This window comes from Actinoplanes auranticolor (assembly GCF_018332655.1).
Classification (GTDB): domain Bacteria; phylum Actinomycetota; class Actinomycetes; order Mycobacteriales; family Micromonosporaceae; genus Actinoplanes; species Actinoplanes auranticolor.
Window position 1 is genome coordinate 160,204 of sequence record NZ_BOQL01000026.1, and the last position, 15,243, is coordinate 175,446.

Here is a 15,243-nt window from a genome sequence, read left to right on the forward strand (position 1 = left end):
GACGAGTCGTGGACTTCAGGAGGATGCCCGCCGCTCGTGTCCTCCTTGAGGAGTACGCCGAGACCGTTCCTCGCGACGACGCGGGCTGGTCCCGTTCCTCCATAGATTCGCCTCCGACCACAGGAACAGGAGGCCGAGATGACCACCACGCACGCCGTGCGGGCGGACGAGCTCGTGAAGGTGTACGGCGAGGGCGAGACGGCGGTGACAGCCGTCGACCGGGTGAGCGTCACGTTCCCCGCGGGGCAGTTCACCGCGATCGTCGGCCCGTCCGGCTCCGGCAAGTCCACCCTGATGCACCTGCTGGCCGGCCTGGACACCGCGACGTCCGGCTCGATCCGGATCGGCGGCGTCGAAGTGACCGGCCTGGCCGACCGCGACCTGACGGTGCTGCGGCGCGACCGCATCGGTTTCGTGTTCCAGGCGTTCAACCTGCTGCCCACCCTGACCGCCGAGCAGAACATCCTGCTGCCCGGCGAGCTCGCCGGCCGTCGCCCGGACCGGCCCCGCCTCGCCCAGGTCGCCGCCGATCTGGGTCTCGCCGACCGGCTGCACCACTACCCGGCTCAGCTCTCCGGTGGCCAGCAGCAGCGCGTCGCCTGCGCGCGGGCCCTGATGAGCCGCCCGGACGTCGTGTTCGCCGACGAGCCGACCGGCAGCCTGGACACCCGGACCGGTGCCGGTGTGCTCGAGCTGCTGCGCCGCAGTGTCCGGGAGTGGGGCCAGACAGTGGTGATGGTGACCCACGACCCGGTGGCCGCCGGCTACGCGGACCGTGTCGTCGTGCTGGCGGACGGGCGCATCGTCGACGACCTGCGGGCGCCCACCCCGGACGGGGTCGCCGACCGGCTCCAGCGGCTGGGGGCCTGACATGCGGAGGACCGGACTGCGTCCGCGCCGCCTGGTGCCGACCGGGCTGGCGATCGTGCTCGCCGTCGCCTTCGTGGCCGGCACCATGATCTTCAGTGACAGCGCGAAGGGTGCCCTCGTCGACCAGTACGCTCGGGCGGCCCGCAACGTCGACGTGGCACTCACCGCCGCGCCGGGCGGCCGGCTCGCGCCGGCTGACCTGGAGGCCGTGCGTCGCACGGACGGCGTCGCGTCGGTCGCGGGCCGCATGCGGGAGCGGCTGCCGCTGCTCGACCGCAACGGCCGGCTGGTCGCCTCGTTCGGCACGCCCGGCTACGGCATCGACGTCGGCGACGACTCTGCCCTGCGGCCGTACGACCTCACCTCGGGTTCGCCGCCCGCCTCCGACGGTGAGGCGGCGATCGACAGCAAGACAGCGGAGACGACGGGCTACCGGATCGGTGACTCCGCCACCGTGGTCGACGCCTCCGATCAGCGCCGCTCGTTACGCATCGTCGGCATCGTGGCGATCACCGGAGGCGTCTCCACCACCGTGCTCACCCGGGCCGCTCTCACCCGGCTGACCGATGCCACGGGCTACCGCGAGGTGGTGGCGACCATCGGGTCCGGCGCCGAGGCGGAGGCAGTTCGCGATCGGCTGCCCGTGCCGGCGGAGGCGGTGGCCCGCACCGGTGACCAGCTCCGGCGCGACCTGGCGAAGCAGGCGTTCGCTCAGATCAGCGGGCTCACGATCGGCCTGTTGCTGTTCGCCGCGGTGGCCGTGCTGGTGGCCGGATTCGTCATCGCCAACACCTTCGGCATTCTGGTCGCCCAGCGGCAGCGGGAGACAGCGCTGTTGCGCTGCGTCGGCGCACGGCGGGGTCAGATCCTGCGCTCTCTGCTCGCCGACTCTGCGCTGGTGGGCGCCGCCGGTGCCGTGCTGGGCCTCGTGCTCGGCTATGCGGTGGCCTGGGGGCTGCTGGCCGGTTCGGTCGCGCTGGGGCTCCAACTGCCGTCGGGCGGCCTCGTCCTCACGCCCTACCCTCTGCTGGTGTCACTCATCGTCGGGCCGCTCGTGACCATGGTCTCCGCCGTGGTTCCCGCCGTACGGGCGACGCGCATCCCGCCCGTCGCCGCCCTGCGGATGGCGGTGCCGGCCACCGGTCGGTCGCGGCGGAGCCTGGTTGTCGCAGCGGCCCTGGTGGCGGTGGCCGGCACGCTGACGACGGTGGCAGGGTTGCGGCTCGCGCAGCCCGAACCGGCGATGATCCTGGTCGTGGCTGGCGGGATCGGCAACTTCCTCGCCCTGCTGCTGATCTCGCCGCTGGTCATCGGCCGGCTCGTCGCCGTGCTGGGGTGGCTGCCGGGCCGGTTGTTCGGGGTCCCCGCACGACTGGCGATCGCCAACGCGCGGCGCAATCCGGGCCGGACGGCCGCGACGACAGCCGCCCTGCTGGTCGGTGTCGGGCTGATGGCCGGTGGCAGCACGATCGCCGCGACGGTGGACCGCACGGCCGAGGTTCAGCTCGACCAGGCGTACCCGGTCGATTATCTGATCACCCCGGCTGCTGGGCAGCGGGGGATCGCACCGGCGGTCGGTGCGGGCCTGAGCGGTGACCGCGCCTTCGACCTCATCGCCGGAGTCAAGCGGGCCGATGGGCGGGTGCCCGGTGGCACGGTCACGGTTGCCGGCATCAGCGGCGCGGCGATCGGCACGGCATACCGGCCGGAAGTGACTGCCGGACGGCTGGCCGAGTTCGGCCCGGGGACGGCGCTGGTGGCGACGGGTGAGGGCGAGGTCGGCGACCAGTTGGTGGTGACGGCCGGAAGCCGGAAGCACACCGTGCGAGTCGCCGCGCTGGTGCAGAATTCCGACCTGGTCGGCGAGGTGATCCTGGGGCCGGGCGACTTCGCGGCCCTCTATCCCGGGCAGCGCGACGACAGCCTGATCCTGCTCCGCGCGGCGCCCGGGACGGATGCCCCGGCAGCGCGGCAACGGATCGACGCCGCCCTGGCCGCGCATCCCCTCGTACAGGTCGACGACCTCGCCTCGGTGCGCGCCGAGCGAGGCGCCGCGGTCCGCCAGATCGTCGGGATCATCGCGGTGCTGCTCGGCTTCGCCCTGGTCATCGCTCTGGTCGGCATCACCAACACGCTGTCGCTGTCCGTCCTGGAGCGCACCAGGGAATCGGCATTGATCCGGGCGCTCGGCCTGACCCGGGGTCAGCTGCGCGCGACCCTGCTCATCGAGGCGCTGCTGATGGCCGCGGCGGGTGCTGTGGCCGGGGTGGCGTTCGGCGTGCTCTACGGGTGGCTGACGGCGGAGGCGGCGTTCGGCCCCACCGATGCGCTGCTGGTCGTTCCGGGCGGGCAACTCGCGAGCTTCGTGGTCATCGCGGCGGTGGCCGGGGCGGGCGCGGCGGTGCTGCCGTCCCGGCGGGCGGCACGGGCTTCTGTCGTCGGCGCGATGGCGGACGCGTGAAGCCTTCTATCGTGGGGGACGTGCGGCGCATCGGCGCGTGGATCCGGCCCTGGCTGTTCGACGGAGCTGTGGCGGCGTTCGTCGCTGCCCTGACCCTGTTCGAGTATCGCCTGCCGTGGTCGGTCAAGATCTGCGGCCTGGCCATGGCGCTCGTGCTGATCTGGCGGCGGCACCTGCCGTTGACCGTGCTGGCCGCCGTCTATCTGCTGGCCCCGCTGCACCTGCTGATGAACAGCTACGTGCGGATGTTCGACGTCGCCGTGCTGATCGCCATGTATTCCGTGGTGCTGTACCGGCCCCAGCTGCGCTGGGGAGTGGTCGCGGGCGCCGGTGCCGGCGTCGCGGTGCTGGTCGCGGCGTTCGTGGAGCATCACCGTTCCGGCAACTTCTGGGTGGTGTTCTGGGTCGTGGGCGCGGTGACGGTGGCGACCTGGGTCACCGCCTACGGGGTACGCACCCGGCGGTTGTACGTGCAGACCCTCGAGGAACGTGCCGCCACCCTCGAACGCGAGCGTGACCACCTGGCCCTGCTCGCCGTCGCCGAGGAACGGGCGGCCATCGCCCGGGAGATCCACGACGTCGTGGCGCACAGCCTCAGCGTGATGATCGTCCAGGCTGACGCCGCCGGTTACACGCTCGAAGGACCCGACACGCCCGCCCGCGAGGCTCTGGCGGCGATCGCCGAGACCGGCCGCGAAGCGCTCGACGACATGGGCCGGGTGATCCAGCTGCTGCGGGGCACCCCGTCGCGGGCTCCCGGCGACACAGAAGGCCCGGGCGACCGGTCCGGGGCCGAACCAGGCCGCAGCTGGGGGATCGGCCGTGACTCCGGGGACGTCGGTGCCGCAGGCGGAGCGGTGGCTGAGGACGATCTCCTGGACGGCGACGAAACGGGGCGCAGGGCGATCGGGCTCAAGGAGATCGACGGTCTCGTGGCGCGGTCCCGGCTACGGGTGGTCCGGGAGACCGTCGGCACGCCGGACCGCCTCACCGCGGCGCAGGAGGTCACGGCGTACCGGATCATTCAGGAGTCCCTGACCAACACGCTGCGGCACGCGGGGACGGACGCCGCGGTGACGGTGCGCCTCGCCTTCACGCCGCAGTCGGTGCGGGTCGAGGTGAGCGACGACGGTGGCGGGGTCCGGCGGGTCGCGAACGCGGTACCGGCCCGGCCCGGTCACGGCCTGGCCGGGATGCGGGAACGCGTGACCATACACGGCGGCGACCTGGTGGCCGGCCCGCGAGCCGAGGGTGGCTGGCGGGTGGTGGCGACCATCCCCCGGACGTCGAGGAGCACGATGACCCCGACGAGCACCGCACCATCCAGCACGGCACCATCCAGCACGGCACCGATGGACACAGCGTCGCCGAGTACAGCGTCGACGAAGACAGCATGAGCGGGGGCGGCACGGTGGACGGCGAAGCAGATGCCCGGGGCGGTGGCGGGTGATCAGGGTCGTCGTCGTGGACGACCAGGAGCTCGTACTGCGAGGGTTCCGGTCGATCATCTCCGTGCAGAAGGACATGGTGCTCGTCGGGGAGGCCGCCGACGGGGCCGCGGCCCTGCGGCTGCTGCGTGACGTTGTGGCCGACGTCGTCGTGATGGACATCCGCATGCCGGTCATGGACGGCATCGACGCCACCAAGGAACTGGTCGCGACGGGGAATCCGGCCCGGGTGCTCGCGGTGACCACGTACGACACCGATAAGGACGCGTTCGCGGCGTTGCAGGCCGGGGCCGGCGGTTTCCTGCTCAAGAACGCCCCGCCCGACGACCTGCTCGCGGCGATCCGGGCCGTCGCGGGCGGCGACGCCATCGTGGCGCCCCGCGTCACCCGGCGGCTGCTCGACCGGTTCGCCGCTCAGCTGGAGCCCGCCGTCCCGGTGGTGCACAGCGCCGCGGAGCGGCTGACGACGCTGACCGACCGGGAGCGCGAGGTCTTACTGCTGGTCGCGCAGGGCCGGTCGAACGCCGAGATCGGCGAGCGGCTGCATGTCGCCGAGACCACCGTGAAGACCCACGTCGGCCGGATCCTGGCCAAGCTGGAGCTGCGGGACCGGGTGCAGGCTGTGGTGCTCGCCTACGAGACCGGTCTGGTCCGGCCCAATGCATAGACAGGCGCAGATGTAGCCTGGGTCCTCCATTGCGAGATCCAGGAGGCGCCCGTGATACGAGTGCGAAGCCGAAGGGTGGCTTTGACGGCGGCGGCTGTCGCGATGACCGCCGTGGTCTACGGGCTCGTCCAGCTGCCGGCGTCCGCGGACACCCGGACCCAGGTGCGGGAGGTGTTCTCACCGGACGGCTCGGTGCGGAAGGAGACCGTACGGGTGGCCGACCTGCCGCGGACCACCAAGTCCGTCGACGTCGCGGCCGAGGTAGTGACGATCCAGCAGACCGGGGCGCCGGGCAGCCGCTACGACCTCGTCTTCGTCGGTGACGGCTACACCGCCGCGGAGCAGGCCTTGTTCCACAGCCAGGTCCTCACCCGCTGGGCCCAGCTCAGTGCGATCGAGCCGTTCCGGACGCTCAAGAGCAGCTTCAACGTCTGGCAGGTCAATGCGATCTCGGCGCAGTCCGGATCGGACAACGACCCCACCCTCGGTATCGAGAAGGACACCGCCCTCGACGGTGAGTTCTTCTGCGGGGGCCTGGACCGGCTGGTCTGCGTCGACGACACGGTGGCCCTGCAGTACGCCGCGCTGGCGCCGGGCGCCGACCAGGCTCTCGTCCTGGTCAACAGCGCCACCTACGGCGGCTCGGGCGGCCGCGTGTCCGTGTCCAGCGGCGGCAACGCGCTCTCCGGCGACATCGTCGTGCACGAACTGGGCCACTCGATCGGCGGCCTGGCCGACGAGTACGGCGGCGACCCGGGCACCTACCCCGGCGGCGAACCGGCCGAACCCAACACCTCGATGGCGAACGAGGCAACCATGCGCGCGCAGCGGCTCAAATGGTTCAGCTACCTGGGCCGACCCACCCCGGACGGCGGTGTGATCGGCACCTTCGAGGGCGGCTCCTACTACGACCTCGGCGTGTACCGGCCGAGCGAGGACTCGATGATGCGATCACTGGGCAACGAGTTCAACCTCATCGGCATCGACCAGCTGACCGCGGCGATCCAGGCCCGAACCGGCTGACCGGGCGCGGGCGGACCGGGGAGAGCGGGCCCGCCCGCACGCACTGCCTCACTTCGGTTCGTCGTGCTCCTCGCCGAACCACGAGCCGGCCACCGCCCGATCTTCGCCGCCATGCCCCGGCGACGGCGCGGACGGCCCCGCAGGGTGCGGACCCGGGACGTGAGGCCCCGCTGCGGGCGATCCCGGCAGCGATGACCCCGCTGCGGGCGATTGCGGCAGGGTCGGCCTCGCTGCCGGCGGTCCGGGTAGGGGCGGTCCGACCTCAAGGGGTCCGGGTAGGGGCGGTCCGGCCCCAAGAGATCCGGGCAGGGGTGATCCCGCTCCTGGAGATCTAGGTGGGGACGACCCGGCGGCGGGAGGTCCGGGCTGGGATGGCGCGGGCGATCCGGGCGCGGGAGACCTGCGCATGGGCGCCGCGGCAGCCGCGGCCGACGGCCCAGCAGCAGGCCGCGCCCCGTCCACACTCTCCTCCGGATCGCGGAACCCCGAACCCACCTCCGGCAACCCGAACGACACCGCAGCCTCAGGAAACGGCGCCACAGCATCGCGCCGCAGCGGCCCGGACCTTCCGCCACCCAGCACAACCGGTGCAGCCGCACCCGAAGCCCACGGCCCCTGCCGCGTCACACCACCACCAGCCCCCGAACCGGCAACCACCGACCCTGCCGGAACAAATCCGGACGACGGCTCCGCAGCGCCCCACCCATCCGGCCCGCCGGAAGGCGAAGAGTCACCAGCAGGCCGCGCCGAGATGAGGTCATCAGTGGGCCGCGACGCCATCAGATCACCAGTGGACCGCGATGAGAGCAGGTCATCAGTGGGCCGCGACGCCGACAGATCACCAGCGGACCGCGCCGAGACCAGGTCGTCAGCGGGCCGCAACGACAACGCGTCACCACCAGGCCGCGAGGAGGCCCCCGGGTCCCCGGCCATCGGCTCAGTAGCGGCCCGCCGCCCACCCTCCGTAGGCCAGAACCGCGGCTTCCGCCGTGCCGCCAGGTCCTCCACCCATCCGAACGCCACGACCGCCGCCATGGTCAGCGCCAGCGAGGCCACCAGATCGATCGGCCCGTCCAGAAAACCCAGATCGTCCAGCGCCAGCACGGTCAGCACCGGCCAGATCGCCGCGATCGCGATGTTGTGCCACAGATAGATCGTCACCGCGCGCGCGTTCAGCAGGTTCACCGCGCCGTCCAGGCGGGGCTTGCGTTCCAGCCACGCCATGTCCGGCTGCCAGCGCAGCGCCAGCAGCACGAACGCCAGCGACCACAGCGCCTGTGACTCCGGGACCTCGTTGAGGTCCCAGCCCGACTCCGCCGCGTGCCCCTTCAGCCAGTACAGCGCGGCCAGGCCCAGGACCGCCGAGACTGCCACCACCAGGCCGGGGCGGATTCGGGCCAGGCGGCCGTCGTGGTGCGCGAAGCCCGCGATCCAGCACGCGCCGTACGTGGCGAAGTCCCACATCGCCGCGTCCGCCCGGCCGAACGGCAACGCGAGGCCGGTCTTGTCGAGGACCGCGATCAGCACGATCGGCGCGGCCACCGCGGCCCACCCGATCTTCTTGTACGCCAGGTACAGCAGTGGCGACAGCACCACGAACCACAGGTACGCCCGGACGTACCAGAGCGGCTCCCAGACCTCGATACCCCGTTCGCTGCCCGGCGGGTCCCCGATCGGCAGCAGCCACAGGCCCAGTTTCCAGCTCAGCGGTTCGTCGCCGCCGTCCTGCTCGGTCCAGCCCAGGTACAGCATCGCGGGTACCGCGATCGCCCCCAGCAGCCACAGCGGGGGCAGCAGTCGGCGCAGCCGGGACGTGATCACCGAGCCGGCCGGCCGGCGGTCCAGCGAGGCCGCGGTCAGCGAACCGGCCAGAGCGAACATGATGCCCATCGCGGGCAGCAGGATCGACAGCCACGGCCAGCCGAACAGGTGGTAGACGATCACCCGGACGATGGCGGCGGCGCGGAGCAGGTCCAGATAGCGGTTGCGCACCGGAGCACGCTAGCGGCGTCCGGACCCCGGCCAGCACCTCCGGAGCGGTCCACAAGTACGCCCGGGCGGGTTACCCCTAAGGGATGAAGTGTCCGGATTGTCAGTGCGATTGTGTGTTGTCGGTGATCCCTCCCGAGCCGGAAAGCCGCAGGTCAGTGGCCCTGTCGCCGGGTTGTGGGGGAGAACCGGCCGAAACCTGCGGTAGTCACCGTTGGGTGGTGCCGACGTTGGTCCACCTCGGAGGCGGCGTGCACGGGCGCGGCCCGAGAGGCAAAGGGAGACACACGGGATGCGCAAGCCTGCTGTCGTAGTGACCGCCGCGGTCTCGGCGGTGCTGGCCGGCGGGATCATGGTGGCCACCACCGCGGGTGCGGAGGAGACTCCGGCCACGCCGGCGGCGCCGTCGATGGTTCTGCCCGACCTGCCGGCCATTCCGCAACTTCCGGCCGATGCCGGCGTACCGGCGACTGCCGGGCTGCCCGCCGTACCCGGTGATCCGGCTGCTCCCGCCGGTCAGCTGACGCCCGCCACCGGCGCTCATGCCCCCGCCCGGCCCGGGGGTGCGGTCGATCCGGCGAAGCCGGCGGCGGATCAGCCGGCCGCGCCCGGCGCGGCGACGACAGCTGCCCGCCCGGCTGCCGATGCGGCGACCCGCCCGGCTGCCGGTTCCCCGGCGGCCGCCAAGCCCGACGTCAAGCCCGACGACCGGGCCGACGCGAAGCCGGCGGCCGACCGGCCCGTCCGCGGTGGCAAGCCGAACGCCTTCTCGGCCGCCCAGCGGGACGTGACCACCAGCCAGGCCCTCTCCACCGACCCCGGCGGCAGCGTCCAGCAGCAGGCGCTGACGCTGGTCAACGAGAACCGGCGGCGCGGGGGCTGCGACAAGCTCACCGTCGACCGGCGGCTGATCGTGGCGGCGAACCGGCACGCCGCCGAGATGGCCCGGCGCGGCTACTTCGCCCACGAGGACCTGCGTGGGCAGCGGGCCGGCGACCGGGTCGAGGACGCGGGTTACCAGTGGTCGCGCTACGGCGAGAACATCGCGCGCGGCCAGGACAGCGTGGCCGAGGTCGTCGACGGCTGGATGAAGAGCCCCGAGCACCGCGAGAACATCATGGACTGCGCATTGCGCGAGGTGGGCGTGGGCCTGGCCTTCAGTGCCGACCGTACGCCGTACTGGGTGCAGGACTTCGCCACCCCGCAGTGACCGGGCGAAAACGCTGAGCGACGACCGCAGTATGTGACCTACCGGATTGATGCCACAGTCGTCCGGCGGACCTTCCCGGAAGCGCGGGTGTGCTTCGATGTGCGGACACATCTCCTGGGGAGGACGATTTTGGGAGTGCAGCGGGTTTCCGCACGCCTCGCCACCGCCGTGCTGGCGGTAGCGGTCGGCGGTGGGCTCGGCGCCGTGGTGCTGTCCCCGGGCGCGGCCGGTGCCGCGACCCGGACGGTGAGCGCCACACCGATGACCGCCGTCGTCGTCACGAAGGCCGCCGCGGCTTCGTGCTCGACGGGCAAGTACCAGAAGCAGGTCGAGGGTTACCTCAAGAAGATCGGCGGCTACGGCACGGTCACGGTCGACGGCAAGCAGTCGGCCAAGGACTGTGCCGCGATCAAGAAGTTCCAGACCCGCTTCGGCATCAAGCCGGCCGCGGGACTGGCCGGTCCGACGACGCACGGAGTGGCCAAGCGGCTCGCCGCCACGAAGACGTCGAAGTGCAAGGCGAAGAAGTCGGGCTACACGTTCTGCGTGGACCTGACGAACCAGACCACCTGGGTGATGAAGAGCGGCAAGGTCTACGCCAAGCCGACGGTCACCCGGACCGGCATGAAGGGGTACCGCACGCCGGCGGGCTCCTTCAAGATCAACAAGCGCACCAAGAAGGAATGGTCCGACCCGTACGAGGTGTGGCTGCCGTACTGGCAGCGCTTCAGCGGCGGCAAGGGCTTCCACCAGACGACCACGTACATCCACGATGCGTGGCGGGGCTCGCACGGCTGCGTCAACCTGCTGCCGGCGGACGCCAAGAAGTACTACAAGATCGGCAAGATCGGCATGACGGTCAAGCTCATCGGCCGCCGGCCGGGCACCTGATCAGGTAGGCAAGCGCAGAGACGGCCCGCCGGCCTGAGCCGGTGGGCCGTCTTTTTCCGGTACGGGGGTCAGGCCGCGAGCTCCTGGTGGCTGGTCCGGGCATGCGTGGTGAGCACGTCGTGACCGGGGAAAGCCTTCTCGTCGCCGGTCGCGGTGAACACCCGCAGTCCCTGCCGGTTCAGCGTGTACGTCACGTCGGTGAAGTGGCTCACCGTGTCGTCGTGGTGCACGATCGTCAGTTCGTCGGCGCGCAGCATGGTCCCGTCCTTCGCGTACGCAGATGGGGCACGTGACCTGGATTACGGCTGCCGTACGGCGCCCGGTTCAATCCGTCGGCCGATTGTGCCTCGGGGCAGGCCCGTTGGCCAGGCCCTCCAGTAAGCCTCCCGTCCAGCGTTGACCTGCGCAGTCGCCCACAGGTCGGCTGTCGGGCGGATAACCGACACGACCCGGGTGGCAAATCCTTCCGACCGATATAGATCAGCTGTCCGATCGGCCCGGTTTTCTGATCGGTGTCCCGGCATAGAGTGGCGCTCGTGTCCCGCCCCCACCGCCGCGCCCGCACTCTGCTGGTCGCTTTCGTTCTGCTGCCACCCCTGACCGCGGCCTCCTGCGGCGACGAGCCGTCCGCCCTCACCGTCGGCGCCGCCGCGATGGGCACCGTCGCCGAGATCGTCGAGGCCTCCGGCTCGGTCACCGCCCGCGCCGCCGCCACGGTCACCTCGCCCGCCGAGGGCACGCTGGCCGAGCTGCGCTTCGACGCCGGTGACCAGGTCCGCAAGGGCCAGGTGGTCGCCGTGGTCGACTCACCGGCCGCCGAGCGCCGCCTCGAGCAGGCGGCCCGGGCCCTGGACGCCGCGTCCTCGGGCGGCGTGCCGTCCACCGGTGGCACTGCCGGGTTCGCCGCCGCCCAGCACCGCACGGACCAGCGCGCCGACAAGGCCTTCACCGACGCCCGCGACGCCGCGGAGAAGGTGACCGACGCCGAGCTCAAGACCGCCCTGCTGGCCCAGGTGAAGGCCGCCCAGCAGCAGTACGAGGCCGCCTCCGACGCGGCCGGTGCCGCCCTGCGCTCGGTGCAGCGCGGCGTCGCCGGCCTGGGCCAGGCGGTCAACGCCCTCGGCACGGCCCAGCGGCTGCAGGCCCAGCAGGCGTACGACCTGGCCGAAGCGGCCGTCGACGCGCTCACCCTGCGCGCTCCCGTCTCCGGCGTCGTTCAGCTCGGCGGCACCGCCCCGGGCGGCACCTCCGCGCTCACCGACCTGCTCGCCGACCCGGCCTCGGCCGCCGCGGCCGGTGCGCCGGCGCAGGCTCCCGTGGCGGGCGTGGATTCGGCCGTCCCGCAGGGCGCGACGGTCGGCGCGGGCACGCCGATCCTGACCATCGTCGACACCGGCCGGCTCGGCCTGGCCGCCGAGGTCGACGAGACCGACGTGCTGCTCGTGCAGGCCGGCGGCAAGGCGACCGCGGAGCTCGACGCCGCCACCGGCGCGACCTATGAGGCCGGCGTGCGTGCCGTCGATCTGCTGCCGACCACCTCGGCGCGGGGCGGCGTCTCCTACCGCGTGCGGCTCAGCCTGGGCAAGGGCCGCTATGCCGACGGCCGGGCCGCGCCGACGCCCCGGCCCGGCATGAGCGCGATCGTCCGGCTGCAGGTGCGCGAGGCCGAGGACGCGGTGACCGTGCCGGCGTCGGCCGTGGTGTCCGCCGACGGCCGCGACACCGTCTGGACCGTCCGCGGCGGCAAGGCCGAGCGGGTGCCCGTCACGATCGGGGTCCAGGGCGAGGACGTCGTGCAGGTCGTCTCCGGCGTCGGCGCCGGCCAGCAGATCATCGTGGGCGGTGCCGACCAGGTCAGTCCCGGGCAGACCGTGTCGTGAGCGACATCCCGGCCATCGTGGCCACGGACGTCTCGCGGACGTACGAGCTGGACGGCGTCTCCGTCACCGCCCTGCGCGGGGTGTCCCTGACCGTGACCGACGGCGATTACCTGGCCATCGTCGGCACGTCCGGCTCCGGCAAGTCCACCCTCATGCACCTGCTCGGCGGTCTCGACCGGCCCACCGGCGGCACCCTGCTCATCGGCGGGCGCGACGTCGCCACGCTGACCCCGCCCGAGATGGCCCGGCTCCGCAACGAGACGATCGGCTTCGTCTTCCAGTCGTTCCACCTGCTCACCCGCACCACGGCCCGGGACAACGTGGCCCTGCCGCTGGTCTACCGCGGCATCGGCCGCCGGGAGCGCCGGGCCCGGGCCGGCGAGATGCTCGAGCGCGTCGGCCTGGCCCACCGCATGGACCACCGGCCCAACCAGATGTCCGGCGGCGAGCAGCAACGGGTGGCCATCGCCCGCGCGCTGGTCACCGGCCCCTCGGTGCTGCTGGCGGACGAGCCCACCGGCAATCTCGACACCACCACCGGCCAGTCGGTGCTGGCCCTGCTGGAATCGCTGAACGCCGACGGCGTGGCCGTCGTCCTGGTCACCCACGACCGGGAGGTCGCCGAGCGGGCCCACCGGCAGATCGTGATGCGCGACGGCCTGATCGTCGAGCCCGCCCCGCTCGCGCCGGACGCCGGGGACGGCACCGCGTGAGGCTGGCCGAGGCCTGGCGGGTCGCTCTGGACGCCCTGCGCGCCAACCGGCTGCGCAGCGTGCTCACCATGCTCGGCGTGGTCATCGGCGTCGCCGCCGTGGTCGCGCTCGTGGCCATCGGCACCGGCACCAAGCAGCAGATCGAGCAGCAGGTCGAGGGGCTCGGCTCCAACCTGCTGATCGTCGTGCCGGGCCGGCTCGAGGCCGGCTCCGCGCCCTCGGTGTCGACGCTGTCCCTGGACGACGTCGAGGCGGTCTCCCGGGTCGTCGGCGACCGCAACCGGGTCGCGGTGACGGTGGCCTCCGGCGAGACGGTACGGGCGGGCAGCCGCACCTCGTTCGCCAGCATGCAGGGCGTCCTCGAGACCACCCCCAGCGTGTTCGTCCGCCGCCTGGACCGCGGCAGCTACCTGACCCGCTCGGACGTCAACACCGCCCGCCGCGTCGCCGTCCTGGGTGCGGGGGTGGCCACCCAGCTCTTCGGCGACCGTGATCCGATCGGCCGGCAGATCACCATCGGCGGCGTCCGGTTCCGGGTGATCGGCACCTTCGAACAGCTCGGCCAGAGCCTCGGCGTGGACCGCGACAGCGAGGTGCACATCCCGGTCACCGCCGCGCAGCGGCTGCTCGGCACCGACCGCATCGACGCCCTGGCGATCCGCGCCCCCGACCGGGAACGCATCGACACCCTCGGCGCCGACATCGTCGCGGCCCTCAGCAAGCGTCACCCCGAGAGCGACTTCAGCGCGGTCACCCAGGAGCAGATCCTCGGCGTGCTGGGCGACATCCTGGGCGTGCTCACCGGCGTGCTGGCCGCCATCGCCGGGATCAGCCTGCTCGTCGGCGGCGTCGGCGTCTCCAACATCATGCTGGTCTCGGTCCGGGAACGCACCAGGGAGATCGGCCTGCGCAAGGCGGTCGGCGCCCGGCCCCGCGACATCGGCCTGCAGTTCCTGCTCGAAGCCGTCCTGCTCACCACGATCGGCGGCGTCATCGGCATGGCGCTGGGCATCTCCGCCGCGCTGCTCGTCGACCGGCTGTCCCCGGTGCCGGCCGCCGTCACCTGGTGGTCGCTGGCCCTGGCGTTCGGGGTGTCCGCGCTGGTGGGCATCGTCTTCGGCGTGGTGCCCGCGCAACGGGCCGGGCGCCTCGATCCCGTCGTCGCCCTGCGGACAGAATGACCACGACTGTCCGCGAGCGCCGTACCGTGCCGGCTCCACTGCTCGTCCTCACCGCCATCGCGTCCGTCCAGATCGGCAGCGCCGTCGCCCGCACGCTGTTCGACGACCTCGGCGCCGCCGGCGTCACACTGCTGCGCCTGCTGATCGCGGCCGTCATCCTCGGCGTCGCGTTCCGGCCCAGGATCGGCGGCTGGTCCGCTGCCGCCTGGCGCGCCGCCGTGCTGCTCGGCGTGGCGATGGCCGGCATGAACCTGCTCTTCTACCTGGCGTTGCAAACGGTCCCGCTCGGCGTCGGCGTGACGGTCGAGTTCCTCGGGCCGCTGCTGCTCACCCTGGTGCAGACCCGCCGGCTGGTCGACCTGCTGTGGGCGCTGCTGGCGGCTGGGGGAGTCGCACTGCTCGGCCTGGGCTCCGGTTTCACGGCGCCGCTGGGCGGGCTGCTGCTGGCGTTCGCGGCCGGGCTCTGCTGGGCGGGTTACATCCTGGCCAGTGCCCACCTGGGCACCCTGGTTCCGGGTACGGGCGGCCTGGCGGTGGCCCTCGCCGTGGCGGCGGTGCTCGTCCTGCCGTTCGGCGCTAGCGGTGCTTCCGCCGTACTGGATCATCCGTCCCTGCTCGCCGGCGCGGCCGCGGTCGCGCTGCTGTCCTCGGTTCTGTCCTACGGTCTGGAGATCAACGCGCTGCGGCGGATGCCCACCCGGGTCTTCGGCATCCTGATGAGCCTGGAGCCGGCTGCCGCGGCCGTCGCCGGTCTCGTGGTGCTGCATCAGCGGCTCGGCCTGCGCGAGGTGGTGGCGCTGCTGCTGGTGAGCCTGGCCAGCCTGGGCGTCACTCTGGCCCAGCGCGATTCGGCACCCCCACCGGCCTCTCCCGCCTGAGCGGCGGCGCCAAAAGCTCATGTCGGGGCTGC

Annotated in this window: 13 protein-coding genes; 11 read left to right on the forward strand and 2 right to left on the reverse strand. The window is 72.5% G+C overall.

Going from position 1 to position 15,243, the window contains the following annotated elements; all coding sequences use genetic code 11:
- The first annotated feature begins 138 nt into the window (after window positions 1-138).
- The 5 genes from Aau02nite_RS16555 to Aau02nite_RS16575 all read left to right on the forward strand — a co-directional run bounded on the left by Aau02nite_RS16555 (window position 139) and on the right by Aau02nite_RS16575 (window position 6,469).
- Entirely contained in the window at window positions 139-870 is a 732-nt protein-coding gene (locus Aau02nite_RS16555) for an ABC transporter ATP-binding protein (RefSeq protein WP_212989313.1), read from the forward strand.
- 1 nt (window position 871) lies between these two features.
- Window positions 872-3,331, forward strand: a complete 2,460-nt coding sequence (locus Aau02nite_RS16560; RefSeq protein WP_212989314.1) for an ABC transporter permease — start codon at window positions 872-874, stop codon at window positions 3,329-3,331.
- Window positions 3,332-3,351: 20 nt separating this feature from the next.
- Window positions 3,352-4,728: a sensor histidine kinase gene (locus Aau02nite_RS16565; protein WP_212989315.1), complete on the forward strand. Its 1,377-nt coding sequence runs from the start codon at window positions 3,352-3,354 to the stop codon at window positions 4,726-4,728.
- Window positions 4,729-4,777: 49 nt separating this feature from the next.
- Window positions 4,778-5,446, forward strand: coding sequence for a response regulator (locus tag Aau02nite_RS16570; RefSeq protein WP_212989316.1), 669 nt, complete (start codon window positions 4,778-4,780; stop codon window positions 5,444-5,446).
- Between the two features lie 102 nt (window positions 5,447-5,548).
- Complete coding sequence (locus Aau02nite_RS16575; RefSeq protein ID WP_212989317.1) at window positions 5,549-6,469, forward strand: M64 family metallopeptidase; 921 nt, start codon at window positions 5,549-5,551, stop codon at window positions 6,467-6,469.
- A gap of 48 nt (window positions 6,470-6,517) precedes the next feature.
- Here the strand turns inward: Aau02nite_RS16575 and Aau02nite_RS16580 are convergent, their stop codons facing one another.
- Window positions 6,518-8,461 carry an acyltransferase family protein gene (locus Aau02nite_RS16580; protein ID WP_212989318.1) on the reverse strand — a complete coding sequence of 648 codons (1,944 nt, stop codon included), beginning with the start codon at window positions 8,459-8,461 and terminating at the stop codon, window positions 6,518-6,520.
- 289 nt (window positions 8,462-8,750) lie between these two features.
- Between Aau02nite_RS16580 and Aau02nite_RS16585 the strand changes: the two genes are divergently transcribed.
- On the forward strand, window positions 8,751-9,668 hold the full coding sequence (locus tag Aau02nite_RS16585) for a CAP domain-containing protein (RefSeq protein WP_212989319.1): 918 nt from the start codon (window positions 8,751-8,753) through the stop codon (window positions 9,666-9,668).
- 135 nt (window positions 9,669-9,803) lie between these two features.
- Window positions 9,804-10,559 (forward strand): L,D-transpeptidase family protein, encoded by a 756-nt coding sequence (locus tag Aau02nite_RS16590; RefSeq protein WP_246595198.1) that lies wholly within the window; start codon window positions 9,804-9,806, stop codon window positions 10,557-10,559.
- 68 nt (window positions 10,560-10,627) lie between these two features.
- Here the strand turns inward: Aau02nite_RS16590 and Aau02nite_RS16595 are convergent, their stop codons facing one another.
- Window positions 10,628-10,816 carry a hypothetical protein gene (locus Aau02nite_RS16595; RefSeq protein WP_212989320.1) on the reverse strand — a complete coding sequence of 63 codons (189 nt, stop codon included), beginning with the start codon at window positions 10,814-10,816 and terminating at the stop codon, window positions 10,628-10,630.
- Window positions 10,817-11,095: 279 nt separating this feature from the next.
- Here Aau02nite_RS16595 and Aau02nite_RS16600 point away from each other — a divergent pair, with 279 nt between their 5' ends.
- Genes Aau02nite_RS16600 through Aau02nite_RS16615 form a run of 4 tightly spaced genes read left to right on the forward strand, consistent with a single transcriptional unit; the run spans window position 11,096 to window position 15,211 of the window.
- A complete protein-coding gene (locus Aau02nite_RS16600; protein WP_246595199.1) occupies window positions 11,096-12,439 on the forward strand; it encodes an efflux RND transporter periplasmic adaptor subunit in 1,344 nt (447 codons plus the stop codon).
- Window positions 12,436-13,152 (forward strand): ABC transporter ATP-binding protein, encoded by a 717-nt coding sequence (locus Aau02nite_RS16605; protein ID WP_438841141.1) that lies wholly within the window; start codon window positions 12,436-12,438, stop codon window positions 13,150-13,152. Before Aau02nite_RS16600 ends, Aau02nite_RS16605 begins: the two co-directional genes overlap by 4 nt.
- Window positions 13,149-14,333 (forward strand): ABC transporter permease, encoded by a 1,185-nt coding sequence (locus Aau02nite_RS16610; protein ID WP_212989322.1) that lies wholly within the window; start codon window positions 13,149-13,151, stop codon window positions 14,331-14,333. The genes Aau02nite_RS16605 and Aau02nite_RS16610 overlap by 4 nt, the downstream gene beginning before the upstream one ends.
- Window positions 14,330-15,211 carry an EamA family transporter gene (locus Aau02nite_RS16615; RefSeq protein WP_212989323.1) on the forward strand — a complete coding sequence of 294 codons (882 nt, stop codon included), beginning with the start codon at window positions 14,330-14,332 and terminating at the stop codon, window positions 15,209-15,211. Before Aau02nite_RS16610 ends, Aau02nite_RS16615 begins: the two co-directional genes overlap by 4 nt.
- The last annotated feature ends 32 nt before the right edge of the window (window positions 15,212-15,243 follow it).

What these genes read in the sequence shown, in the direction of transcription:
- Aau02nite_RS16555 (WP_212989313.1), top strand. Translation starts at nt 139, where the DNA reads ATGACCACCACGCACGCCGTGCGGGCGGACGAGCTCGTGAAGGTGTAC.
- Aau02nite_RS16560 (WP_212989314.1), top strand. Translation starts at nt 872, where the DNA reads ATGCGGAGGACCGGACTGCGTCCGCGCCGCCTGGTGCCGACCGGGCTG.
- Aau02nite_RS16575 (WP_212989317.1), top strand. Translation starts at nt 5,549, where the DNA reads ATGACCGCCGTGGTCTACGGGCTCGTCCAGCTGCCGGCGTCCGCGGAC.
- Aau02nite_RS16585 (WP_212989319.1), top strand. Translation starts at nt 8,751, where the DNA reads ATGCGCAAGCCTGCTGTCGTAGTGACCGCCGCGGTCTCGGCGGTGCTG.
- Aau02nite_RS16595 (WP_212989320.1), bottom strand. Translation starts at nt 10,816, where the DNA reads ATGCTGCGCGCCGACGAACTGACGATCGTGCACCACGACGACACGGTG.
- Aau02nite_RS16615 (WP_212989323.1), top strand. Translation starts at nt 14,330, where the DNA reads ATGACCACGACTGTCCGCGAGCGCCGTACCGTGCCGGCTCCACTGCTC.